This is a genomic window from Paenibacillus silagei, from assembly GCF_017874735.1.
Classification (GTDB): Bacteria; Bacillota; Bacilli; order Paenibacillales; family Paenibacillaceae; genus Paenibacillus_AQ; species Paenibacillus_AQ silagei.
The window spans coordinates 69,450-94,302 of the sequence record NZ_JAGGLV010000002.1; the positions used below are offsets into that span (position 1 = coordinate 69,450).

The 24,853-nt window shown below is 54.2% G+C and carries 15 protein-coding genes; 1 reads left to right on the forward strand and 14 read right to left on the reverse strand.

From position 1 onward, the window contains the following. Positions 1-430: 430 nt before the first annotated feature. From J2Z70_RS03670 to J2Z70_RS03725, 12 genes are all read right to left on the reverse strand, one after another. Positions 431-2,554 (reverse strand): alpha-L-rhamnosidase-related protein, encoded by a 2,124-nt coding sequence (locus J2Z70_RS03670; RefSeq protein WP_209869514.1) that lies wholly within the window; start codon positions 2,552-2,554, stop codon positions 431-433. Between the two features lie 17 nt (positions 2,555-2,571). Beyond that, positions 2,572-3,399, reverse strand: coding sequence for a carbohydrate ABC transporter permease (locus tag J2Z70_RS03675; protein WP_209869517.1), 828 nt, complete (start codon positions 3,397-3,399; stop codon positions 2,572-2,574). A gap of 18 nt (positions 3,400-3,417) precedes the next feature. Further along, positions 3,418-5,334, reverse strand: a complete 1,917-nt coding sequence (locus J2Z70_RS03680; RefSeq protein ID WP_209869520.1) for an ABC transporter permease subunit — start codon at positions 5,332-5,334, stop codon at positions 3,418-3,420. 102 nt (positions 5,335-5,436) lie between these two features. After that, entirely contained in the window at positions 5,437-7,089 is a 1,653-nt protein-coding gene (locus J2Z70_RS03685) for an ABC transporter substrate-binding protein (protein WP_209869523.1), read from the reverse strand. Between the two features lie 258 nt (positions 7,090-7,347). Then, positions 7,348-8,457, reverse strand: coding sequence for a GntR family transcriptional regulator (locus J2Z70_RS03690; RefSeq protein WP_209869525.1), 1,110 nt, complete (start codon positions 8,455-8,457; stop codon positions 7,348-7,350). 127 nt (positions 8,458-8,584) lie between these two features. Then, a complete protein-coding gene (locus J2Z70_RS03695) occupies positions 8,585-10,984 on the reverse strand; it encodes a family 78 glycoside hydrolase catalytic domain (RefSeq protein ID WP_209869527.1) in 2,400 nt (799 codons plus the stop codon). Between the two features lie 206 nt (positions 10,985-11,190). Further along, complete coding sequence (locus J2Z70_RS03700; RefSeq protein WP_209869529.1) at positions 11,191-12,267, reverse strand: alpha/beta hydrolase family protein; 1,077 nt, start codon at positions 12,265-12,267, stop codon at positions 11,191-11,193. A 43-nt stretch (positions 12,268-12,310) separates the two neighbouring features. Next, positions 12,311-14,410: an alpha-amylase family protein gene (locus J2Z70_RS03705; RefSeq protein ID WP_209869532.1), complete on the reverse strand. Its 2,100-nt coding sequence runs from the start codon at positions 14,408-14,410 to the stop codon at positions 12,311-12,313. Between the two features lie 16 nt (positions 14,411-14,426). Continuing rightward, a complete protein-coding gene (locus J2Z70_RS03710) occupies positions 14,427-15,971 on the reverse strand; it encodes an extracellular solute-binding protein (protein ID WP_245367988.1) in 1,545 nt (514 codons plus the stop codon). Between the two features lie 201 nt (positions 15,972-16,172). After that, the gene (locus tag J2Z70_RS03715) at positions 16,173-17,675 is read right to left on the reverse strand and encodes a response regulator (RefSeq protein ID WP_209869538.1); all 1,503 of its coding nucleotides are present in this window, start codon (positions 17,673-17,675) and stop codon (positions 16,173-16,175) included. Next, complete coding sequence (locus J2Z70_RS03720; RefSeq protein ID WP_209869540.1) at positions 17,653-19,512, reverse strand: cache domain-containing sensor histidine kinase; 1,860 nt, start codon at positions 19,510-19,512, stop codon at positions 17,653-17,655. The genes J2Z70_RS03715 and J2Z70_RS03720 overlap by 23 nt, the downstream gene beginning before the upstream one ends. Before the next feature lie 80 nt (positions 19,513-19,592). Further along, positions 19,593-20,483 (reverse strand): AraC family transcriptional regulator, encoded by an 891-nt coding sequence (locus J2Z70_RS03725; RefSeq protein ID WP_209869543.1) that lies wholly within the window; start codon positions 20,481-20,483, stop codon positions 19,593-19,595. A gap of 133 nt (positions 20,484-20,616) precedes the next feature. On the opposite strand from J2Z70_RS03725, the gene J2Z70_RS03730 reads away from it, so the two are divergent. Then, positions 20,617-22,866 carry an alpha-L-rhamnosidase gene (locus tag J2Z70_RS03730; RefSeq protein WP_209869546.1) on the forward strand — a complete coding sequence of 750 codons (2,250 nt, stop codon included), beginning with the start codon at positions 20,617-20,619 and terminating at the stop codon, positions 22,864-22,866. Between the two features lie 185 nt (positions 22,867-23,051). On the opposite strand, the gene J2Z70_RS03735 is transcribed toward J2Z70_RS03730, so the two are convergent. Both J2Z70_RS03735 and J2Z70_RS03740 read right to left on the reverse strand, forming a co-directional pair. Next, a complete protein-coding gene (locus J2Z70_RS03735; protein WP_209869550.1) occupies positions 23,052-24,278 on the reverse strand; it encodes a glycoside hydrolase family 5 protein in 1,227 nt (408 codons plus the stop codon). Between the two features lie 54 nt (positions 24,279-24,332). Continuing rightward, positions 24,333-24,821 (reverse strand): hypothetical protein, encoded by a 489-nt coding sequence (locus J2Z70_RS03740; protein ID WP_209869553.1) that lies wholly within the window; start codon positions 24,819-24,821, stop codon positions 24,333-24,335. Positions 24,822-24,853: the final 32 nt, after the last annotated feature.

Here is a 24,853-nt window from a genome sequence, read left to right on the forward strand (position 1 = left end):
TCCAGGATAACATATCAGAGATACTACTTCCCATCCTGCTAGTAGACCATCAGACTTAAAAGGATGGATAAGCCTTTGAAACCCAGTGGTTCGTGTAGCGGCGAAAACCTATCCATCCCAAAATCTAACGGACCGGAGAGACTTTATCCCCTCGAAAACGTCACTTTTTGCAGCGTAACGGACTCAGGCGGCCTTATCCTCTCTCTCCGAGACGTTTTGGAGCCTAAGTGCAAAGGATAAAGCCTGTGGAGTCCGTTACTCGCCCCACTGAAAGCTTTCGACCTGAATAAGAGCGCCTCAGTCCGTTACACTAAGGCAAACGCCTCTGAAGAACGCCCCCGCTTAGAAAAGATGTCATTTGAAAGGGAATTGCGTCTGTCCCACTATTTTAAATCTGATAAGGTACTAGGCTGCCCGGATGTAAAACCTGCTATAGACCGTCAACCTGAACGCCTTCCGGCACTTGAAGCATAAACGGCTCGGCGGCGGTCTTATCCCATCCTGCAGTGATCGTTCCATATGGCGTAGGTAGGGTCCCCCAACATGTTGAGATGCCTTCGATCGGCTGCGGGTGGAAAGCGATGGTGCGGTAGCCAGGCTCCACCGGAACAACGCCCAGCACGCGTGAGACGATCCAGTGAACCGGCGTTCCCGCCCAACTGTGGCACAGGCTGATCCGGTAAGAATCATAGGCCGTGTAGGTGGTCAGCGCATCATGGAAATCACCGTCATACTCCAGCGTGACACTCTCCCAGCATGTTGTTGCGCCTTCCTTCAGCATGGTCCCCCATACCCGGGAGATAGCCTCCCAGGCTTTGTCCTGATACCCCAGCCGGGAACAGCATTCCGCCAGCCAATAGGCGGATAATGGCGTAATCGGATCAGCAAGAGTGTAGCCCCCCAGGAACCGCTCCGCTTCCGCCTTGCTTACATAACCGCTAAGGATTCCAAGCAGCGGTGTAATGAGCTGCTCTCCCTGCAGAAACTGCTCCCCCGCAATGTCGGGATATTGCCATTCCGGGAGGTTCGCCAGCCCCGGTATGTAGTTCTTCAGCTTGCCTATGTTCTCCCCCGTCAGACGCAGGAGTGCCTGCATACCCAAGCTGGCTTCCCCAGCATCCATCGGGACCCATTCCATAAGCGTAAAGCTGAAGCCTGCAAGCTTACCCGTCTGTGCATCGATATTTCCGGCCACCTGAAGACTATGCCGCATCAGTTCATCCTGAAGCGACAAGACGAACGCTTCGTCACCCGTATGCAAATAATACTCCCATATATTATTGATCCACCACAAGGTATACGCAGGAATATCGTTCATCCAGGAGCCTTCCGGGGTTCCCCGGCCCAGCTCCTCGATTGAACGGCGAAGCACAGCCAGATCATCCCAGAGAACATAATCTGCTTTGGCCGCCATGTAAAAGTCATACGTCCAGTTCAGCCTGTCACGCTTGATCCCGTCCCACAATCCAATCTGATGACAGATACGGTTCGTATGCAGCGAAATATCATAGATGCGCTGCAGCAGCTCTGAGTCCGTATTAATAGTACCCGCTTGATTCAGCGGGACAGCCGCTTCCTCCGCACACCACTCCACCTCATACGGTTCCCCTTCCGCTGCCAGAATCGTCAGGCGCAAATACCTCAGCCCTTGCGGCAGCGTCACCCGCGTCTGTCCAGGCTCCAGCCGGATCACCTCCGTCATCAGTCCGGCATAATGCTCCAGCTCCTCCAGGGATTCTGCGCCGTTCCATATCACAATCAGTGCTGCTTGGGAAGGGTTGTGAAGCTGGAACCGCGCGTTATATTCCTTCCCCAGGTCTATGACACAAGAAGGCAAGGCGCTTCTGTCCATACTCCGCCACCATTGGTTCATTTCAAGCCATTCGGCCTGCTTGCGCACATGATAGAATATCTGAAGCTCCTGACGGGCCGGAACCGGAACGTGGCAAATGCCTCGTCCGGTCCCCGTGACCCCAAGCTTCTCCCCAGAACTGCTTACTTCCATATGGATTGGCATAGAGACCGCACAACCGGAAATCGGACTCACTGCGATATCACCGAAGCCGCCCGCAACGAACCAGTCCAGTCCGTCCTCCAAATCACCGAACGGCTCTTCGCCGAGCAGACATACCTTAAAGGCCCTCTCTCCGTTCGCCGACCAGCTCTCATCTGTACGCAGCCAAAATTCATTGGCCGCCAAATAAGCCACACATCCAGCCGTCCGTTCATGCAGGTGAATGTTCACTGGCGCTGTCGGCATGAATACAGAGCAGGCAATCCGCAGGCGGATCGTATGCGCGCCTGCGTCCAGACGCTCCGGGAACGAGGCGATCCGCCGGAAGGCACAGACATTGGCTGCGCTCTCTTCTACCCGCCCTGCGATCACGCCGTCTATCTCCACCTCGGCTGATCCCGTCAGCGCAATGCGGAACTCCACTTCCGTGATTGCTTCAGCTAACAGAAATGTACGGGTAAGCTCAATGTGGGAGGCGCCGTGACGGTCTGCATGCCATATCCACTGGGGAATTCTCTCTGCTATCTGTGATATCTCCATACTGTAATCCCCTTCCTTTATAGCTTCAATGCGCCTTGCGTCATCCCTTGAATGTAATACTTCATGCCGAAGGTGAAAATCGCCAGCAGAGGCAGCGATGATATGGCATAGGCTGCGAATTGGGGCCCCATATCCGTAATGCCGAACTGCTTGGTGAACAGGGTCAGTCCGACGGAAATGACCTGCAGACTGCTGTCCTGAATCGTCAAGAGCGGCCAGATATAATCATTGTAGACGCCGACGGATTGCATGATGAACAGCGTTGCCAGAATCGGCAGCGAGAGCGGCAGCACGATGCGCGCAAATACGCGCAGCTCTGAGGCACCGTCCATTCGTGCCGCCTCGAACAATTCACCCGGCAGACCGGCCATATACATACGGCAGAGAAACGTGCCGAAGACCTGACCGCCGGCTGCACTGGAGATAATCATCGCCCAGGGCGAATTGGTAAGGCCCATATTTTTGTACAAGACATAAGAGGGAATCAGCGTCAGTACGCTAGGGACCATCATCATAGCCAGCATCATGAGGAATAGAACGTTTTTGCCGGGGAACGATTTCTTGGCGAACAGGTATCCGGACACCGCAGACAGCAGCATCACGCTCACGCTGCCGGTCACCGCGTAGAATACCGTATTAAGAATATACCGCCAAATGCTGGTGAACGCTTCTGCGTAATTGGACCATCTTGCCGGGGAAGGCAACGCCCAGAAGTTGCCCAGGATTTGGGCATTGCTCTTCAGAGAGCTTAAGATCATGAACAGAATCGGCACCAGCGTCAGGAAGACAAGCAGCGCCAGCAGTGCGATGCTGACGAGCTGCCGGGTCTTGCCGCTATGCAACATAGGCCAGCTCTCCTTTCCTTACTCATCCGATTGCTTGATGAATTTCAAATTGATGATGGTAATGACCAGTATCACCGCAAACATGCTGACGCCAAGCGCAGATGCGTAGCCCAGATCGTTGAATTTCGTAGCGGCATAATACATCTGCAGGGCGGGAACGTATGTAGAGTCCATCGGTCCGCCGCCGGTTACAATGAGAATGCCGTTGAAATCCTGTATGATGCCGATCAGGCCCATAATAATCAGGAACTTGAACTGGCCGGCCAACAAAGGCAGATGAATCGAACGGATGATCCTTGGCAGTCCTGCACCATCCATACGCGCCGACTCCATCAATTCAAGCGGAATCGACAGCAGACCCGCATACAGAACCAGCAATTGCAGGATGCCGACAAAAGGGAATCCTATGAAAATCAGGGACCACAGCGCCGTCTGCGGATCTCCGAGCCAGCCGTGAGTCCACGAGCCAAGCCCGATTAATTGAAGAAAATGATTAAACAATCCCATATTCGGGTCATAGAAGTTCTGCCAGATGAGCAGGCCGGCTACACCGGGAATCACCATTGAGGCGGTGAACGCAGTACGGAATCCGTACTGCAGCTTCTTGCTGCGCAAATGGTAGATCAGCTCTGCTACAATCAGCGGGGGAATTAACGCCTTAACAAGTCCGGTAACAATCAGAAGAATCAGATTGCCGAGCCCCTTGGAGACATAAGGGTCATGGATCATACGCTCGAAATTAGCAAGGCCGATGAAGGTTGTTTTGCCTCCGGGCTGCCACTGGTACAGCGAATGGAACAAGCCCGAGAAGGCAGGAAAATACATGAACGTGAACAGAAGCGCAAAGCTCGGAAGAAGACCAAGGTATACCCATCTGGAATGCCAAATGCTCTTGAATACCACCAGCCGCTTCTGCTTCTTCAAATAGAACAGCCATCCGGTAAGGAGAAGGCCTATGGCCAACGCGCCTGCGGTCCAATACGCCGTTCTCATGCGAGTCTGGCTCTTCCCCTCGGCAATCACGCTTCCGACATCAAGTGGACGGATGCTTCCGTCCGTCTGGCCGGCGTAGAGAATGGTTCCATCCGGTGAGAAAGCCAGTGCGCGTCCCACCTGCCCACCCCCCGATTCCCAGAGCTTGCTGCCGTTAGAGTCGAATAAATAGAAGAAACCGGATAAATCCGCTACCCCCAGCAGCTTCCCGTCCTTCGAAAATGCAACCGCAGACACATGGTCACGCGTGCTCAGCGACTGAATTCTCGTCCCTTCCTTGTTGAACAGCTCCACTTGCCTGGTGTCCGTGCCGACGGCTACATCGCCTTCTCCGGTTACGGCGAGGGACTGGACTTGTCCGCCCGCACCGAACCGGCTGTGAGGCTGTCCGTCTTTGTCCAGCAGGAATATGAACTGATCGGCTCCGGCCGCTGCGATCCATGAACCGTCCGCAGATACTTCAGCTGTCTTAAGTATCGTATCACCGGGGAACGACCCTGTCTGTTCGCCGGTTGCGGCATCCACCTGTATAACCGCTTTGCCCCGCTGCACCACGGCAGTGACCAGCGCTCCATCTGAAGAGGCGGATACGCTTTTTACCTGATGCTTGAAATCTCGGTCCCAGAGCAGATGCCCGTCCGGCCCGTAGGCGTAGAGATGTCTGTCGTCCGATGCGGCAAGCAGCGTTCCGTCTTCCAGCAGATCAACGGCGTTCACTACATTGCCGGCCTCTACTTCAAAAAGTACACGGCCCTCCTGATCGAAGACCGCCGCCTTCGACCCGTGGCTCCCCATCGCCACGCGGCTTCCATCCGCCGATACGGCAATCGAAGTAATCTCCTCCGCGCCTTCACTGGACCATGGAGCCTGCGCCGAGACATTCAGCGGAGCAAGTCCCAGCAGCAACAGGACCGCCAATAGAATCCATGATGTTCTCCTCATATGCCCTTCCTACCCTTCTGCAAAATCCACACTGATCTTGGGGCTCGCCGCCGTATAGCTTAATCTGCACCAGCCGCAAAAGACCGGTGCAGATGAGAAGGCTTAATTTCTTGCCGGCGGCCGTTTTTCCGGCGTATCCAGGTCAGAGCGTTCCATCTTTCTCTCCTTCAAGGCAACATCAAAGTATTTGTCTATGTTCGCTTGCAGCTCATTGAGATATTGATCGGTCGAGATTTTTCCGGCGAAATACTTCTGTACACTGCCAACCCAGTCTTGTATGGAAGGCTGATAATCCCAGAGACCGCGCGCCAGTACGTTGGCTGCACTGTCGTAGCCCTCCGTATTCCCGATGGGAGCGAAGTCGGCGAATGCAGCCGTCATTTCATCGGGAAGTGTGATGTCCTTAAGAGCCGGGGCACCGTCCAGGGAGGCGTCGGGACTCTTTTGAATAGCTTCAACGTATACTTTATACCCTTCAGGGCTTGTCAGGAACATCATAAAGTCCATGTTCAGCGCGTTCTGCTCGGCCGATTTGTTCACAATCCCATAAGAGCCTACCGGAATCTGAATCGTACGGGCCGCTCCCTGCACCTGCGGTCCTTCCATCGACGGCATATTGAAGAATCCGTATTCAAACGGCTTCACGCCGCCTTGGGCGCCGGTCTTTTCCTCATCGGAGAAGTCCTTCGGCAGCTTCCAATAGGACCCCGGGGTTGACAGCATGGTCGCGGCTTTGCCGGTTAAGAACAACTGGTAAGCCTGCGTGTCCTTCACTCCAAAGAATCCGTCAGGGGTGTAGGAGAACAGCTTCTTCAGATTCTCCGAGTAAGCAGCCCAGGCCGGATTGCCTGCCACTTTGAACGGTCCGCTCTTATCCTTGATCGCCTTCCAGGCGCGCAGGGGATTTTTGGTTACTTTGCTGTTGGAATCATTGTAAGGATCTTTGGGCTCAAATGCCCATTTATCGTCCACCTCCGGCAAAAACGTATAGTCCTGCGGCTGGGAACGGGTAATATTGACGAAATCGCGCATGTACTGGTCAGCGTAGATCCGCACCAGCCAGCCCGCTGTGCTGCTCCACATGGAGTTGGAATCGCCGGCCAGTCCGAGCGGGATATAACCGGCTGCCTTAATCTTGTCGAATGCGGCGGTCAAATCGCTGAACGTCTTCGGTGTCTCGGTGACACCGGCTTGCCGGAAGATCTCCTTGTTGTAGACCCAGACAATCTGAACCGATTCAAAATTCAGGTTCCAGAGATGATCCTCCACCCCGATACCGTCGAGGTTAATGCCCATGGCGCCCAGATCGAAGGAATCCTTCCAGTCTTTTCCGGTGTACGGATTATTCTTATCAAAATAAGGATAGTAATCAACGAATTTCTTATCTCCCGCCAGGTTCAGAATTTCGTTGTTGGTAATGAGGTCCACTTCCGGGGTCCCCGCCGCAAATTGGGCATTCAGCCATTCTTTGTAGCCTTCCTGCGGCTTGTGGTCTACTTTAACCTTTACGCCCGGATTGATAGCCATGTACGCTTGTGCCACTGCGTTCCAGACAGAAGCGGACGCATTGGGCAGAGAGATTTGAATCTCGCCCTGCCATTTCGCTGAGGACGGCTGCGGACCTGCTGATGCGCCAGGCTCCGGGGCTGCCGTACCGGGTTCCGGCGATTTGCCGCTATTCTTGCTGCAAGCAGACAGCAGCGCCGAAATCATCAGCACGCTGATCAAGAGGAACAGTACTTTCTTCTTCCGCATGTTGTTTTCCCCCCATGTTAAAATGTGGATAAGGCGCTTACCATTTCAATCGTCCTTCTTTTAAATAAGTGCGTAAAGTATGCTTTATCCTTTATGTATACTTTACAATGAAAAGTATACTCTATACCACCCTACGGTGCAACCACTTTTTTGCCGGCTGCTGCAACAAAAAACATAGGCTGCCGGAATATCCGGCAGCCTATGACTTTTCCAATTCACTTCTTCCGCCTTAATAAGCAGCAACAACGGCCGTACAGTTCACTGTGGAGCCGGTCCCGTGCTTGCTCGGGGGATCAGTGTTGGCACAATCTCGTCCTTGATGAGCTGCTGTCCCGCTCCTGCCAGCTCGAACAGCAGAATCTCGGCGGCACGCTCCCCCACCTTCCTCGTATTCTGGTTCACAGTGGATAAGGAGGGATAGGCTATCTCACCGAGCTTCATATCATCGTAACCCATGATGCTGATATCCTGCGGCACTCTCATGCCAGCCGCCCTGGCTGCATTCATGGCCCCGATCGCTTTGTAATCGCTGGTTGCAAAGATCGCTGTCGGAGGGTCCTCCAGCTCCATCAGCTTCTCGAAGCCCTCTGCCCCCAGCTTCACCGACTCCTGCTCCTCATCCATGAACGCAACAAGCTGCGGATCAAAAGGAATCTGATGCTGCGTGAGTGCAAGCCGGTAACCCTGCAGCCGAAGCGAGAATTCCTGATTGATCTCCATAATGGACTTCCCTGTAACGATGATCCCAATTCTGCGGTGGCCAAGCGAGATCAGGTGCTGCGTCGCCAGATAGCCCCCGGTCAGGTTGTCCACAATAACATAGGGAATTCCCAAATGCGGATAGTAGAAATGCACAGTGACCATCCTCCGCTCCTCTTGCCGCCATGCGGTGAGCCGTTCAATGTCGAAGGAATCGGCAGCCGTAGTCGTCAGCAGGATAATTCCGGCATTCGGATCTTCAGGCAACTGATAATCAGTACCCATGTCCCACAGATGGAAGGCAACTCCATTCTCGCCGCACACTTCCCTGATGCCGTCGAACATTTCACTGAAGAACGGATGGCTGAAATTGTTCAGCTCCAGATTCAAATGTGCGAAAAAAAGAGTGCTGATCGGCTTCGCCTCCGCAGCCGCCGTCTTCTCCTGAATAAAGCTCCCCTTCCCGCGGATTCGGTATACGTATCCCTCCTGCACCAGATCGGAGAGCGCCCGCCGTGAGGTGATTTCACTCGTATTGTATTCCTTCGCCAGATCAATCTGAGTCGGCAAAGGATCATGCGGCCTCAGCTCGCCGGTTTCAATCTTATGCTTGATATCGTTCATGATGTATTGGTACATCGGCGTTTTATCGGATTTGTCCACATTCATTGCTGATCACTCCTATCGAATGGCATAAGTATACTTTAGAGGGTACGTTTTCGCAATGAAAAGAGGCGAAACCGGGCTGCTCAGGCCGCTGTTTCGCCGGATTGTATTGCCGCTGTTGCCGTGTTCGTCAGAGGATAGTGACATCTGCTCCCACGCCGCATTCCTCTTGAATTTCAGGTACCCTTATGATGCCGGTGAGGCAGGTACCACTGTCAGCATTTACAAGGGTCATCTGCTCCATATCGGCTTCTATGACCGAGAACGCGGAGGGAATCAGCGCCTTCAGATGCAGCCTACCGTCCTGCTCTCTCGCCCACCTGATCTGAAGCTCTCCATGCTGCGTCGGAATGACGCCTTCTGCCCAATCCAGGCCCTCAACGGGAGTGGGACGGATCAAGACTCTGCCACTGCCCGCCTCCGATACATCTGCGCCCAGAACCTCACGGCTCAGCAGATAAGTAGGAGAAGCTCCCCAGCCGTGCGACAGGCTGACCGGAATGGAATCCTGCAAATAAGTCGGCGTGTGCCCCAGATAGGGGCTTGGGGTGGTGGGGAACGGCAGCGATAAATCGAACGTTTCCCACCAGGTCGTGGCTCCCCGGTCCAGCATCGCTCCCCAGTACCCGCGGATGATGGAGACCGCTTCTTCCGCGAAGCCGTAGCGGAACAAGGTCTCAAGCACGATGTGATAGAAGAAGGCTCCACGGATCGGAGGCAGCCGCTCTGCAAGATACTCCTCCCGGATGAAAGCGACCGCTTCCGCTTCCTCCATAATACCCGACCAGGCTGCAGCAAAATTCGTCTGAGCAGTCACACTGGAGGACAGTCCCTCATCCGTCAGACAATCGGCATAGAGGGAGGTACCTGGGACGCGCTGCCGTGTCCGGATGGCTTCGCGCAAGCGCTTCGCCTTGCGCAAGAACTCTGCCGCACGGCCGTCTTCCTGCAATTCCTGTGCCATGAGGGAGAGGGTCAGCAGGAACTTGTAGTAATAGCAGGACACCGCAGTGACCCGGTCTTTGCGCTCTATATCATCCGACCAGTCAATGAAGCACCACCATCCGCTGCGGTCCGCCTTAGCGAACAGCCCGGCTTCGTCTTCCTGCCGCCCGAACCAGTCCGCCAGCAAGGCGGCATGCGGCCAGATCTCTTGGATAAACTGGAGGTCCCCAGAATACGAGTAGTACTCCCAGGCGCCCAGCAGCCAGAATGCACAGAAATCCGGCAGCAGAAACCGGTTCCGCTGTGGCCCGGTGCCGGGAATCGAACCGTCTTCATTCTGGATTCTTGCTCCCTGCAGCAGTGATTTACGGACAAGCTCCGGGTTGCTGTAGGTCTGGTAGACCACTTTACCCATCACAACAGCGTCGGCAACCCACAAGGCGGCTTCGCGGTAGGGGCAGTCCTCCAAATGATGCTGGCTGTTCACAACGGTCGTATAACGCCCCGTTTCCCATATCCGGTTCAGCTTCTCGTCACTGCAGCGGAACACCGGCTCTCCTTCATACGGATAGTGGACAAAACGGACACCCAGCGAGCGGACCCGGAGCGCGGAGGGGGTTGCCATCCCTGTTATCTTAAGATAGCGGAACGCCCGGCGGCCAAATGGTTCCAGCTTGTTCGCACCCTTGCGAAGCAGAAAGGTATCGGTGAGCACCAGCTCCAATGATTCCCCGTAGAATAGCTGTACAACCCCGCCTTCGGCCGCTTCGACTTCTATTTCAGGATAGCCCACAATCTCTGTTCCGAAGTCATAAGTAATTTGCGGAAGCGAACCCGGGGCCGAAGCGTCCAGCACCGCCGCTTCTCCTTCCCCATAATCACGCAGCAAGCCTTCGGCACTCTCCAGCCTGCCAAGATAGGATTCCGCAGCAACAACTGAGACAGGCTGCACCAAGGTCTCCCGCAGCGGCGGAATTTCGCGGGGCAACAGGCGGGGCCAAGGCGAATCCGGCTGCTCCGCCCGGGCGGCAACGGCGGCAGCCGGCCAAGCGGAATCGTCATAATCCGCCCGTTCCCAGCCATCCTCCGCCTTCAAATCGGCAATCTCCCGGTATCCTCCCCACAGGTGCAGCCGACTGGCCTTCGTTGTCCACTTCGGCGACCGCCGGCACTTCCAGTCCGCCCCGCTGGCAATGGAGCCTAAGGGTGTGTCGGCATTCTCCTGCGAGCCGAACAGATCAAGCTGGCAGATGATGCCGCCGGGCCCCTGGAGCTGCTCTGTCACAATCGGCTCCCGGCCGAAGTTATGAGCCACAACCGCCAGGACATTCGTACCGGCTTGCAGACGTTCCCCGATATCATAGCTGTCATACGACATCCATGACAAATCTGCAGGCGCCGGTCCTCTTCCAATCTCATTCCCGTTCAAGTACAGCTTGTAGTGCTGATTGGCGGAAATATGCACCGTGGCCCGTTTCGGCTGCACCGTCAGCTCAAAACGCCTGCGTGCCTCCACGTATACGTTATTCTCTTCTGATACCCCGGCCGCCCATATCCAATCCGCCCGCCAGTTCACACTGTTCATATATAATTCCCTCCCGCTCCAAGCATTCCAAAGAAGATAAATGTATACTTACAAATATCATAATATACTTTTATTTCTTTTCCCGCAACAATATATGCGTTGCAGCTTATCATATGCAGAGCAGAGGGTTTCGCTTTAATGCTGAGAGCACACTAATTAAAAAGCGGTTGGGCAGTTTTTCTGCCCAACCGCTTTTTAATTGCATTTCATTCGTTAAGCCACCTGTCCACAAACTTATAGGTCTGTCCGCCGTTCCAGACATGTCCACCGGCAAAAATGTGGTGTGCAAAGCGGTCCTCAGCCCCGGTTAACCGGTAAGCGCCGGCCGTAATTTCAACCTGCTCCCTCACATTGTCCACTCCCCGTTCACCGTTCAGGGGGTCCTGATCGCCCGTCTCAATCAGCAAGGCGCGCGGGGCAATTAAGGCTGCGATATCTCCCATATCCACAGCCTCCCATAACCGGGGCACATAATTGCACGAACAATTATACAGATTGAGCAGAGCATCCTTATATCCGTAAAAGTACCCGCTGACCACAGCGCAGCTCACCCGCTCATCAAGAGCGGCCAGCCACAGGGTTTGCAGGCCGCCTCCTGACAATCCGCAGCAGCCTATCCGTTCCTGTGCAATCTCTTGCCGGGTCCCGATGTAGTCAAGCAGACGTGTCAAATCCCAAGTCCACATCCCTGTCAGTGATAATCCCAGGCTAATCGCCATCATATTCAACTGATTGCAAGTACTGCCCAAGAACACAGACTCTTCATCGCCCTGCCCCGACGATTCCCGCCGCTCTCCGAATCCCCGGGCGTCCGGGCACAGGACGATATATCCCCTCTGAACAAATGATACACCGTAATCCAGATGAGCGCCGGCAATCGGCTCCCGCAAGGCTGGAATATCCGTCCGTCCGGCCGGAGACAGCTTCCCTCCGGTACCATGTCCATGGGCTGCAATCATGCAAGGTCTCTTCTCCCCCGGCTGCAGCCCGTCCGGCATCAGCAGGTAGAAGGGCATCCACACGTCCGGCTCCACCTGAATGAGCCATTTCTCACGGCGGTAATTCTCCTGCTGGACGGATTCCAGCAGCTCCGGCCGTAGATCGCACATGTCCATTCTTGTCATGCCGATGAGTTCGCCCAGTCTGGCCCGGGTGCTTGTCTTCCAAGCTTCGTATTCCTCCAGGCTGGCAGCCTGGAAGCCCCATTGTCCGGCTGTTCTGTTGAACCTGTCCGCTAAACCGGGAATTGACGTATAGTATTTGGCAATATGCTCTGTGTTCAAGGAACTCACCTCAGATGAATTAGTATAATCGGGATTACAGTACTTAAGGCAGAACGTATAACCGCCCCTCGCCCGGAGCGAGCGATGAAGACAGCTTCCCGGTTGCAGCATTATAATCGGTACCCGTCTCCGTTCCGGTCGATTTGGATACTTCACTCACGCCGGCCGGCTTCGGGGATAAGCTGAACCGGGCGGTTACCGCGTTCACTGTATCCTTGTTGACGACCATTACATACTCCCTTCCGCTCCCGTTCTTGAAGTAACCGATAATCAGAGGCTGCGCCGCATCATCCGGCTTCCAGAAGAAGCCGGAGGGCACCCCTGATGTCCCGGACGGCAGCGAACCTGTGTGATATACCGCCTGTGAAGTAAGCGTCCTCAGCGTAGGGCCGATCTGGAGCAGGTCTGCATTCACCTTTTGTGCGGAAGCATACAGCGGTCCCTTGGAGCCGCCCGGAAGAATAATTCCGTCGTGGAATGTTTCTCCTTCCCCGCTCGGCGTTTCATAGGTGAAATAGTTAATGCCTTTTGCCCCGTAAACCAGGCTGCTGTAGACATTATACCTTAGCTCGTTCTCGGTTGGCGGACGCAGTCCGTCAGTTACTCCTACAGATTGAATATACGCCCAGAAGTTTAGCGAAGCGGCCTGAGCCTGCCGCCGGATGATTTCCAGATTCGCAAAATACTCACTGCTGAAGCCGCCTCCGGCACTGTAAGGATAATGATCGAACAGAAGAAAGTCCGGCTTCTTGCTGGCCCAGCGGTACACATAATCTTCATAGGAGAAGGAAACCAGGCTCTGATTCAGTGCAAACCAGTAATCTCCATTGACCGGTGCCCCGGCTACATAGGCGGTCCCGTCCTTTTCAAGCTTCACTCCGCCCGTAGACCGGATGACCCAGCCGACCTGGTTGTCGCCGCCCCCGCCATGTGTCAATTCCCAGTAATAGTCCGTATTCGGACTTACCGCTGCATTGATCTCAAATACAGGAAAGCTGGTAGACGATCCCGATAACGTCTTCTGTCCGAGAAGAGCTGACTTGGCCGGGGAGTTCCAGAGCTTAAGCGTCAGCGGTTCATTGCTGCCCCATTGATTCTTGTCGATGTACAGTTGAAGGGAGGAAATGTGCGAGGTCCCGGAATTCGTCCTGAATGTCTGGCCCAAGGCGGAACCGGGGGTTACATACTCTCCGGACTGGGGACCAAAGCCGAGATTCTGAGCATAGTTCGGCAGCAGATTCACATATGTCAAATGGTTCGGATCAGCCGCCCTGAACTTCTCCATGGTCCCCTGCAGCCCGGTCATGGCCGCTGCGCCTGGCTCGTCCATAAGGTTGTAACCCAGAAGGCCCGGGTTCCCGGCATAATGGGAAGCCATGTCGTTAATAACAGAGGCCGGGGGCTGTGCGCCGCCGCTGTACATTTTCTGCCCGTAATTGAGCTTAAACCAGAAATCGTAATCACTCAGTGCCGTACCGTTCTGGTACGCTGTTCCTCCGGCAAAAACATTGGGTGAATGGCCTACCACCCAGCCGATATCCGCGGCACTGCCGCTTGTCAGCTCAAAATAGTAACTGCTGCCGGAATTAAGCCATTTATGCAATTTAAAAACAGGATAATCATCGGCTACAGGACCTGTAATGGAATACGATCCGATCAGATTCTCTTTACCGGGCGAGGAGTACAGGCTAAGGGTAAGCTTCCTGCCCGCCGTCCACTGGGTTCTGTCAATATAGAGCTGAATGGTATCAATGGCGATGTCCGGCTCGGCAGGTGTCGTAAAGGTCTGTCCCAGTGAACTGCCGGCCGACACATACTTGCCGTCATTGCCTGCCGTCTGGTCAACCGTGAACTTATGCGAGCCCAGCCGGTCATCCTGCACGATGCAGCTCAGACCTTTATCCGCACATTGGGCAAGTGCAGCATCATTCTGCGCGTAGGTATAAATGCCGTTGGACAGCAGCACGAAGGTCGCGTTCAGTTCTTTGATCTCCTGATACTTGGCGCTGGTTGTTTCCTCCGGGCCGGGCGACCAAAAGATTCCGACAGGAAACGGCTCCACATTCGGTATTGCAGCCTGAACAGAGGCTCCCCCCATCAGGCTTGCCAGGACTACGGATATTAAAGCGATCTTCTTTTTCATCCGGTCATTTCTCCCCTCAGTTGTCAAAGTGGAATCTTACTCTTAGCTGACTTGACGCTTCCTCCAGCAGTTGCCGCCCGCCTGCCTGCAGCCATTCTTGCTTGAACCGCTCATAATCGCTGTCCTCGCCCAGTATATACTTCAGGTCGAACTCCTGCGTCAGCTTCTTCAGATCCGAGGAGATCTGCGGGTCCAGATGCAGCAATTCATGATAATTGGTGTAGCTGTCCATGCTCATCGCCTTGTTGTCCAGTTCCAGCTGCTTGATGTCCGCCGGCCCGGGGCTGTCCCTGAGGCTCTCTAGCACCCGGTCCTGGCTGGTCGCCACCCATGTCCCCCAGTCATTCGCCCCTTTGACCTCTTGACGGTACGGGTCCTCCTTCAGACTGATGAACTTGGCTTCCCGGCCGAAATCGGTGACCTTCTGCCCGTTCACCCCCACTCCCCAGCGGAGTGCCCAATATCCTTCGGTCGGGTAGACGGTAGAGTCAATAAAGCGGAGAATCCGCTCCATCTTCTCAGCATCTCCGGCCGCCTGTGCAGATACCGCCAGCAGACCCCCGGCAATCGGTGCAGGCGGACGCCTGCCGCCGAATTCTGCACCCTTGGGAACCTGCAGCGCATCCCACCAGTTGACTGTGCGGCCGGTTGCTCCGTTCATTCTCTCCCCTTCCTGCACGATGGCGCCAGGATAGTGGACGATACCGATGTGTCCTCCGAACAGCTTCGGCTTGCGCTGTTCCCAGCTCTGCGTATACCAGTCCGGGTCAATCAGCTTCTCCTTAACAATTGTCCGCATGAACGCAAGAAATTTCAGATGCGTACCATTTACTACCGAATGCTGCACAGTTCCATCCGGGCCGATATGGAAGCCGGAAGGGCCGTACATGGATTCCAGAATGCTGAGCTCGCCGACATCGCTGCCGGAGCCTGCGGAGCTGATGCCCCATGTGTCGTCTTTCCCGTTCTGGTCAGGATCACCATACGTGAATTTCCGGAGCACTTCCAGCAGTTCGGTGTCCGTAGCCGGCGGGGATAGCTGGAGCGCGTCCAGCCAGTCCTTGCGGATCATAAGCGCCCAGGTGAACGCCTCCGGCAGCTTCGGCAAGCCGATGATTCTGCCCTCCACAGTAGCGTGTGCTCTCATCTGGCTGTTCCAAGTCTGCATGACATGCGGAAGCTTAGACAGATATGGCGTCCAGTCGTCCAGGAGGACCTCCTGCTTGTGCAATTTCATGATCAGATTACGGTCCCAGGAGAAGATGAGGTCCGGCGGCTGGCTGGAGGAGAAGCGGAGAAGCAGCTTGGCTTCCAGTTCTCCCGGCGGCACAGCGTCCATCGTCATTTCGATATTGAACCGGTCTTTGATCCACTTTCTCCAAGGGTCCGCTTCATCAGTCGGCGTATTAGACCATCCGTTCTCCATCATGTCCAGCTTCACTGTACTTAGCGCAGAAGCCCCTTCCGCCGGATGGCCGGTATCCGCAGAAGGCGGGTTCGGTGCACCAGAGGTTCCCGAGGTCCCCGTTTGTTCTTCCCGGCCGGGGCAACCGTAGATCATAACTGTCAAGAATAATGCTCCTGCGGCCAAGGATATCCTTCGCTTCTTGTTCATCACTTAACCTCATTGTGTTTGGGATGGTCATTTGATGGCGTTACCCTTGAATAGCTTTATTATACAAAGAGAGGGAAGGCCGCTAAATGACAGGTCCTTGCGATTAGGGAACGGATCTTGCGAATAATGTCGAAATCTCAATTGTTATTATCTGGAATTTCTGCGGTATTCCGCCGGCCCGATCCCGGCAAACTCTTTGAACACACGGCTAAAATGCTTCCAGCTTTTATAACCGATCTGCTCGGCAACCTCATAGATTTTGGCGCCTGGTTCCTTCAGCATCCGGTTGGCTTCCTCCATACGCAGCGCAGTTACGTATTCCAGAAAAGTCATGCCTGTCCGTTCCCGGAAGAGATGGCTTAAATGATGCGGACTCACGTATATGGCCCCAGCCACCTCTGACAGCGTGAGGGAAGCCGTGAGATGACTGCGGATATACAGCTTGGCTGCGACAAGCACATGTCCCTCCAGTTCTCCTCCGGAGAACTCTTGTGCCATGTGCTGAACCTGCTGAAGCACCCTGCTTCTCAGCTCAGCCGCATTCCTTGCCTGTATTAGCTCCGATATCAAATCGGCGGTTCTTTGCGCGCGAAACGCCGGGATTGAGGATTGGCACGCTTCCAGCCGCTCATAGATCATCAGGAACAGCGTCTCCAGTCCCCGGACCAGCCGTCCAAGATCTGCCCGCTCCAGCCATACGTCCAGCTTCTGCGCAGTTTCGGAGGCAAGCGATTCTTCATTCGCCGTCTCCAGCGCCGCACGGACCAGATGTAATTCATCGCCTGCCCGCTTGCTGCCCGTCTGCCCTTGTGTCTCCTTATGCCGGTAAATGCCCGTGCCATGATACAGGCGGCCAAACAAAGCCATAAATGCCTGATTATACGGTGATGCCTCTGAGCTCAGCCCGGAGAATGAAGCAGATATTCCTACACTGGCAGACAGCTTCATGCCCTCCAGCCAAAAGGCTGTGAACTGCTCGGAGAAGCTTCGTGCAATCCCTTCTCCGGCTGCTTGCGAATCGGCAAACACACCGATCACGAGAACGGGACTGCCGGACCGTAGGGCATCCGAGAGGTAACAGAGATGGCCAAGCTCATCCGCAATCTCCTCAAATATCTTCATCATCAGCCAAGAAACCGTCTGTCCCCCTCCCAGCTCGGTCACTCTTGGGTTCTGCATATCGTCGATGTCCGCTGCGAGCACAAGCTTGCACGATTGCTCCAAGGCCTCAAATGCCGCTCTTGTCATGGCGCGGTTTCGCCGCAGCTTATGATTGCTGTGCTGAGGAACGCGCTTCAGGGCCTCTGTCAGCTCAGTCTCATCGACCGGCTTCAGCAAATAATCCATCGTGCCAAGCCGCAGCGCCTGTTGCATATAGGTGAAATCCCCATGTCCGCTGAGCACAATAATCCGGGTGGCCGGATAATGGCAGCGGATCGCTTCCGACAGCCCAAGCCCGTCCATCCCCGGCATTCTTATGTCGGTAATAACAACATCGGCCTCGGACTCCTGCAGCCATTCGAGCGCTGCCGCCGCATCAGGAGCGGTCCCGACTACTTCAATGCGGACCTCCTCTGCCGGTAGCGAACGAAGCATGTGACACAGTCCTTCCCTGATCTCCTGTTCGTCATCCACAATCAGCACTTTCATGATGACACTCCTCCTTCGCTGTAGACCGTTCTCCTTCAAGCGGGATGGAGAACCCTACGATCGTTCCTGCCCCGTCCATACTCTCCATATGGAATTCAGCTTGGTCTCCGTAGATCAGTTGAATTCGCTGATAGACGTTCTCCAGCCCGATTCGCTTCCCGGCTGCACCCGTCTCCTGCCGGAGAGATGCAAGCAAGGCATCCAGCCGATCCGGCGGAATTCCCGGACCTTCGTCAATCACGGAACAGATCATGTATCCGCCCTGCCGCTTCAAACGCACTGTGATGCGGATCCGCTGGTCAACCGGCGAGACGCCATGGATAATCGCATTCTCCACAAGCGGCTGCAGCAACAAGCCGGGAAGATGGACCTCCCCCAGCTCTTCATCAACATCCAGCTTGAAGCTTAACCTGTCACCGTACCGGAAGCGTTGAATGCTTAAATAGCTGTGAATAAATTGAATCTCCGCCTGCACTTGGACGGTTTCTTGCAGGCTTGACGCATGGTAACGGAGCAACTGGCCGAGTTCAACCAGCCCTTGTTCTCCCCGCTCACTGTTGCCTGTACGGATGGTCATGCGGATGGTCTCCAGGGTATTGTGCAGGAAATGGGGATGAATCTGGCTTTGAAGAGTACGTATTTCAGCTTCCCGGTAGATCAGCTTCTCCTTAAGCATCTCGTTCAGCAGCGTCTGCACCCGCCTCATCATATGCCGGAAGGTCTGCCCAAGCTGGCCGACTTCATCGTCCCCTCCGGGTTCAGGGGATAATGGCGAGGCGGATAAATGGACCTGCCGACGGGTTGTCCGGGCCAGCCGGCGGAGCGGATCAGTCATGCGGACGGAGAGCAGCGAGGATAGCAGAATGACAGCAGCTACACCTGCCGTTATCCAGATCCCTATCCATTCTTTGACCTGCTCAACTTCTTGCATGATATTGCCCAGCGGAATCACACTAACCACTCTCCAGCCGCTCGCGGATGAACGGTTGTAGCTGACCAGCACGCTCTCTCCATCCAAGGTGACTCTGCTTGAGCCGGAGGTGGCGCTTTCAGCCCCCTGCATACCGTAAGCGCTCTCTTCGATTGCGCCGGCAAGGCTATCGTCAGAGGCATATACGATCTGGTTCCGGTCATCGAATACATATTGCCTGGTGCCGGTGCCGAAATTAATGCCGCGCATGATCTCCCGGATCGGCTCAAGCGTCCCGACAATTTGTATGATTCCTTTCAGCGCCTTTCTATTCTTCTGACGGAGGGGCTGAACCACGGAGAATGCCTTCCACTCGCCGATATACGGATTGTCGCCAAACAGCCTGAAGGGAATCGTTCCGAGGACTGTCGGCGTATATTGATCCAGATCCAGATTACGGAACCAGGGCTGATCCCTATAGGACGCGTCCAGCCACAGGCCTCCGGCGGATTGACGGATATAGACTTGACCCGAGCCAGTATAGAACAGTACAGCGACATAGTCTTTGTTCGGATTCAAACTGATAAATGACAAGGCCCGGTGAAGGGAAAGGGTATCAGCAAGCCCGGGTTCCGGACCGGATCGCCCGAAGCCGCTGAAGGCTTCTTCAAGCAGCCCGTTATACGGCTCAACCATAACCGCTCTGGAGAGAAATTTCACATCGTTCACGTAATCATCCAGCCTGACATTCACCTGATCCAGCACTTGAGGGATATAATGATTGATCTGCCGCTCCATCGCCCGGCGGGCCATCTGGTAGGACAACCCTCCGACCACGGCGATTATCACCGTAAGCAGCACCGAGAACACAATCGCCAGCTTGCAGGCCATCGGCCAATGCCTGAATTGCCGCCTCTTCCATCGCACGTAGCCATGCCTCCCCTGCCTTATCCCGCTTTAAAGTGCCATCATTATTTCAATTCCTTCTGTGAACCTACACCGCCAAATCATGCCTGGTGATTATCCGGGCCAGCCGGCGGCTTGAGCCAATGAGCGCGGTATTGGGCCGGTGAGTATCCGGTTTTCTTCTTGAACAAGGCATGGAAAAATTTCAAATCGCGGTAGCCTGCAAGGCCGGCAATCTCCTTAATGGAATACGCCGGATACTGCAGCAGCTCTATGCTTTTTTTGATCCGCACGTTCTGGATGTATTCTGTAAAAGTCTGGCCGGTGGCCTGCTTGAATCTCTTCTGCATATAGCTGGGACTGGTCGAAATCAGCCGGGCGGCTTGGGCCAGTGTGACCGGCTGATCATAATGCTGGTCAATATAGGCCAGAACGGCACCGATTCCAGAAGCGGCAGGCAGATCATGCGGCTGGCTGGTCTCCATGCGGTAAATACAGACAAGCAGCCGGGTTAACTGGGCATACAGAACCGCCTCGAAGCCGATGGATCGGGTACAATACTCCTGATACATCTGTTCAACAATCCGGCGGGCTGTGCCCTGATCATCTCTGACATGGGAATAGCGGCCGCTTCCGGCAGCAAGCAACGGATAGAGCCCTTCAGGAAGCGGATAGGCCCGCGCCAGTTGCCGGGGGAGTTGTTCGTCAAAAATACAATTGTAGACAATAAGCTCATCCTTCGCAGAAGGCGAAGAAGGCCGGTACACATGCTCCGTTCCTACGGGAATAATAAACAGGTCGCCTTGCTCCGCTACAATCCGATCATCGCCGATATAGTGAAATCCTTTGCCCTCAGCCACGTACTGAAGCTCTGTGAAGGTATGAAGGTGCAGCGGCAGGGTGAACGCCTCGCGTTCTCTGGTAAGATGCAGGGGAAATTGATCCACCCAATAATCCCGGCCCTCCAAGACGAGCCGCTTGCGAGCTATCATTCTTCCACCCCTCCCCATCTTAACTAGATAAGATAGACCTATTCATAGCACAGATCGCCCCCTATTAACAAGTGAAATGGCTATGATATGCTCAGAGCAAGAACATCAGAATGAACGCGGGGAGAGGATCGTTATGCGGTGGGAAGGGCAATGGATCTGGCGGTCGAGGGAAGTTCAGATCAATGATTTTGCATATTTCCGGAAGGAATTTCAGCTTGCGGAACAGCCGGATTCAGCACAGTTATATATGTCCTGCCACCATTATGCGCACGTCTATGTGAACGGCATCAGACTTGGCGGATATGGTACCCCGGCTCCAACGAATCCTCTCAAAAGAAAGCTGTATACCGTCCATGAAGTAGCCGGCCTATTGCATAGGGGAATGAACTGTATAACGGCTGATGCGCACTATCTGGGAGGAGATGGTCAGAACTCGGTCAATGGACTCCCCGGATTCCGGCTGGAATTGCACGGGCAGGGGGCCGGAGGCCAAGGCTTCAAAGTGCTGTCGGACTCAAGCTGGCAGGTACTGGCCGACATGCCGCATCAGGCAGGCACCCCTTATCAGCAGGAAAGAAGAATCTCGGCAGTCGAGGCCTATGATGCCAGGAAGCTGGACCCGCTCTGGCGTTATGCAGGAGGGGAATTCCGCTCGCTATGTACCTCCGCGCACCCCGCACTTATAAGCAATGACGCGTGGCCCATGCAATTACAGACCATACCGGAGGGACAGATCGAAGAGGAGCTCCGGTTGACAAGCGTTGCAGTGCTGCAGGAGCCAGACCAGTCTTCTTACATCCAAATCTTCGACGCCGGCAGAGTCGTCACCGGCTGGCCCTGCATCAGGCTGAGAGGGTACGCCGGAGCTGTGATCCGGATGCGCTATTCCGAGAATTTGGATGAGCAGGGCCGAACCGGTCATAATGTCGCCAATGAGGAGTCCGAGACCTATTATGATGAATACACGATGCGCGGGGATGAACTAGAGGACTGGCAGCCGGACTTCTCTTACAAGTCCTTCCGGTATGTTGAGCTGACCGGGTATCCCGATATGATTGCCCCCGCTTCCGGGATTGTAGTCTGTTCAGCGCATACTGCTCTTCCTTACAGGGGGCATTACCGCTGTTCTAACGAGATGTTGAATCAGCTATATGACGCCGCTGTCCGGACGCAAAAAAATAATATGCTGGGCCAATTGGTCGATTGTCCGCACCGGGAACAAGCGCAGTATTTGGCCGATACCGAATTGCAGGCGGAATTGCTGCTGTATAATTTCGATGCGGTCGATATGCTTGAGAAGACATTGTCTGACTTCGCCGACGCCCAGTTGGAAGACGGGACCTTTCCTTTCGTCGCACCGACAACCTTCGAGCACCCGTCGTTTCATATCCAGATTCCGGAATGGGATTTGCATTACGCCACCTTGTTATGGAAATTATACGAAGCCACCGGAGAGTCTGGGCGAATTACAGCCTACTATGAACCACTAACCCGAATGATTGGTTATTATGTTGAAAAGATTGATTCGGCTATGGGACTGGTGCCCATCGGTAAGGGCTGGCATATCAGTGACTGGCCGTACCCGTCAGTGGAGCATGAAGGCTTGTTTTTGACCGTCCAGCAAATTAAGTTCATTCAAGCTTTGGACATCGCGGGATACGCGGCTGCCCTGCTCGGCAAAAGCGAAGATCAGCAGAGATATGAACAGCAAGCCGCTGCGATGCGTAAACACCTGAATGCCCGCCTTTATCTGCCGGAGTCAGGGGCTTACAAGGACAGTATCGGTGCTTCCCGGGCGCATCAGGGAGTGAGCGCGCTTGCCCTTTTTGCCAATGTTGTTCCGTTAGAAGAGCGGGCACGCACATTAGCTTATGTCCGGAAGAAGGAATGGGAATGCAGCACGGTCCTAGCCCTGCCGCTAATCCGCACATTATTCGACAATGGCTGTGAAGCCGAAGCTTATGCCATACTGAGCCGGCGGGAATATCCCGGCTGGGGATATATGATAGAGCAAGGTGCTTTGACGCTTTGGGAGGGCTGGCAGGATATAGAGAGTCATTCCCACGCCTGGAACGGCTATCCCGGCAGACTGCTGCAGGAATATATTGTGGGAATTCGCCCAGCGGCACCCGGATTCACTCAAGCAGTCATTCGTCCCTATCTGGCCGCTGATCTGGAATTTGCCGAGGCCGCCGTCTGGACGGTACAAGGCACTATACAGGTACGCTGGGAGAAGACGGCTTGCCGCAAGCTTCTTATAACCGCCCATCTCCCGGCAGGCATATCTGCAAGGCTGGAGCTGGTTTGTGGCAATCAATACATTGAACAGGCGCTTCATGCAGGCTTGAACGAACTAGCTTTTGAAGGCATTCTGGAGGAGTAGACGGGCTGGGGGCGGCATGGGTTGAATGATCCATGACTTCCTCTCTTGTCCTCTTCTTGGACGACTATGTAAGTTACAATCTTCAAAAGCAAAGATCTTCTTCAGCACAAAAAGCTCCCGTGAACGCCACAGGAGCTTTCCTCATCTTTTGCAGACCATATGATCCGCCGCTTCACGCCGAATACTTATTGCATCCCCTGCATAATGGCATTGATAATGCCTTGCTGGGTGACAGTGTTGTTATAACGGTTGAACAGGGCGAAGCCGTGCTGGCCGTTATAGCCATTGTCCCAATAGACGGGCACGGCCTTGTACTTCTTGGCGGTTGCGGTTACGGCTTTGGCATAGGCGGCGCGGTAGATATTATTGCTTGAATCGTAGGATGATTTGTCAATGGAACCGAATTCTCCGATCACCACCGGGTAGCCTTGGGTCGTGAATTTGTTGTACATGGATTGGAGCTGCGAGTTCAGGTAATCCTCCTGTCCCCAGGTGGATTTCTTGGCAGGGTTCGTCGCCGACGCTCCCCACTGCGTGATATTCCCTGATTCCTCACCGGCAAAATCCCAAGGGGAATAGTAGTGGGCGGAGATCATGATTCTTTTTTCTGAGCTGGGGATGGTGGAGGATCTGTAGGTGTCGGTTGGGAGTACGAATCCGTAATTGCCGGCCGTATAGTCGATGTTCGTATTCCAGCCCGGAATCAGCAGCCATCTGGCGCTATTGTTGCCGCCTGTCTGTCTGACCGTATCCACAAAGATCTGATTGTAGGCATTCAGGTTGGCGTAGTACGCCGGATTCGGATTGCCATAGTTACCGTCAAACACCTCGTTCATCGACTCCAAAATAAGCCGCTCCCCATAACCAGCGAACTTATTCGCAATCTGCTGCCAGACCTTCTGGTACTTCTGCTTAATGGCCGTCTGGTTGCCGCTGTTCACCAGGAGCCAGCTTCCCTGAACGGAATTGAAGCCGTCCCCGTGAATATTAATGACGACATACAGTCCTTCATTGTAGGCGTAATCCACGACTGCCTTCACACGGTCCAGCCATACCGAGTTGATCGTATAGCCGGGAGCGCTCCCGATATAATTCAGGTAGGAGACCGGGATACGGATGGTTTTGAAGCCTGCTGCCTTGACCTTCTGGATCAACTGCGGCGTAATGGTAGGGTTATTCCAGGCGGTCTCACTGGGGATCCCGTTCACCGAAGCTTCGAGCGAGTTGCCCAGATTCCATCCGGCCCCCATCTCGCTGACGATCTGCGAAGCCTGCAACGATCTGAAGTCCGAGGTCAGCGCAGCTGACGCCTCTGCCGCAGATGCGCGGGAACCCGTGCTGCCGAGCAAGGTTGAAGCTAGTAATACTAGTGCTAGGCTGTAAACTCCGCATTTTTTTATTTTGGTTAACATATTAGTACCTCCTCTTATAGTAATTGCGTCACACGAAAACGGTTACATGTTTATTCATTGACGATGAAGTGGCTTGGATTGCATTCTAACTATAAGGCAAGACAGAAGCATCGCTATGGAAATCCCGAACATCAAAATGTATCCATTATAAAACAGAGTATTTGTATATTGATTAATCCAGCCGAAACGAAAGACTACGGAATCTTCATCATTTGTGAAGCCGTTTAAGCTTTGTTCTAATGCACTGATTGTGTTTAGTTGACCAAAAATCATGAGAACTAAAGAGACAAGCGAAAGAGCTGGAATGACTATCGTTGAGATTGTTGGGGGCAGCTTTCTTAAATATTCAATAGATTTTAAAACCAAGTGAATGAGGAAAATCGCAAGCAATATCAGGCTAAGAATCAAAACTACTATTCCGGGATTCCCGTTACCAGATGTCCCTTTTCCAAGTCTATACTTAATAGTCGAAATATCGACCGCAAAAATACAAAGTACATTTAACGCCAGCAGTATTATTGTTGACCTATACCTTCTTATCAAAAGAACACCTCCGGTATAATGAATTCCCCGCT

Bases quoted from the DNA above. Each gene is read 5' to 3' on its own strand.
- J2Z70_RS03730 (WP_209869546.1), top strand. From the start codon at position 20,617: ATGCGGTGGGAAGGGCAATGGATCTGGCGGTCGAGGGAAGTTCAGATC.
- J2Z70_RS03685 (WP_209869523.1), bottom strand. From the start codon at position 7,089: ATGCGGAAGAAGAAAGTACTGTTCCTCTTGATCAGCGTGCTGATGATT.
- J2Z70_RS03705 (WP_209869532.1), bottom strand. From the start codon at position 14,410: ATGAAAAAGAAGATCGCTTTAATATCCGTAGTCCTGGCAAGCCTGATG.
- J2Z70_RS03735 (WP_209869550.1), bottom strand. From the start codon at position 24,278: ATGTTAACCAAAATAAAAAAATGCGGAGTTTACAGCCTAGCACTAGTA.
- J2Z70_RS03715 (WP_209869538.1), bottom strand. From the start codon at position 17,675: ATGAAAGTGCTGATTGTGGATGACGAACAGGAGATCAGGGAAGGACTG.
- J2Z70_RS03675 (WP_209869517.1), bottom strand. From the start codon at position 3,399: ATGTTGCATAGCGGCAAGACCCGGCAGCTCGTCAGCATCGCACTGCTG.
- J2Z70_RS03725 (WP_209869543.1), bottom strand. From the start codon at position 20,483: ATGATAGCTCGCAAGCGGCTCGTCTTGGAGGGCCGGGATTATTGGGTG.
- J2Z70_RS03710 (WP_245367988.1), bottom strand. From the start codon at position 15,971: ATGATCTACGGTTGCCCCGGCCGGGAAGAACAAACGGGGACCTCGGGA.
- J2Z70_RS03695 (WP_209869527.1), bottom strand. From the start codon at position 10,984: ATGAACAGTGTGAACTGGCGGGCGGATTGGATATGGGCGGCCGGGGTA.
- J2Z70_RS03690 (WP_209869525.1), bottom strand. From the start codon at position 8,457: ATGAATGTGGACAAATCCGATAAAACGCCGATGTACCAATACATCATG.
- J2Z70_RS03680 (WP_209869520.1), bottom strand. From the start codon at position 5,334: ATGAGGAGAACATCATGGATTCTATTGGCGGTCCTGTTGCTGCTGGGA.
- J2Z70_RS03670 (WP_209869514.1), bottom strand. From the start codon at position 2,554: ATGGAGATATCACAGATAGCAGAGAGAATTCCCCAGTGGATATGGCAT.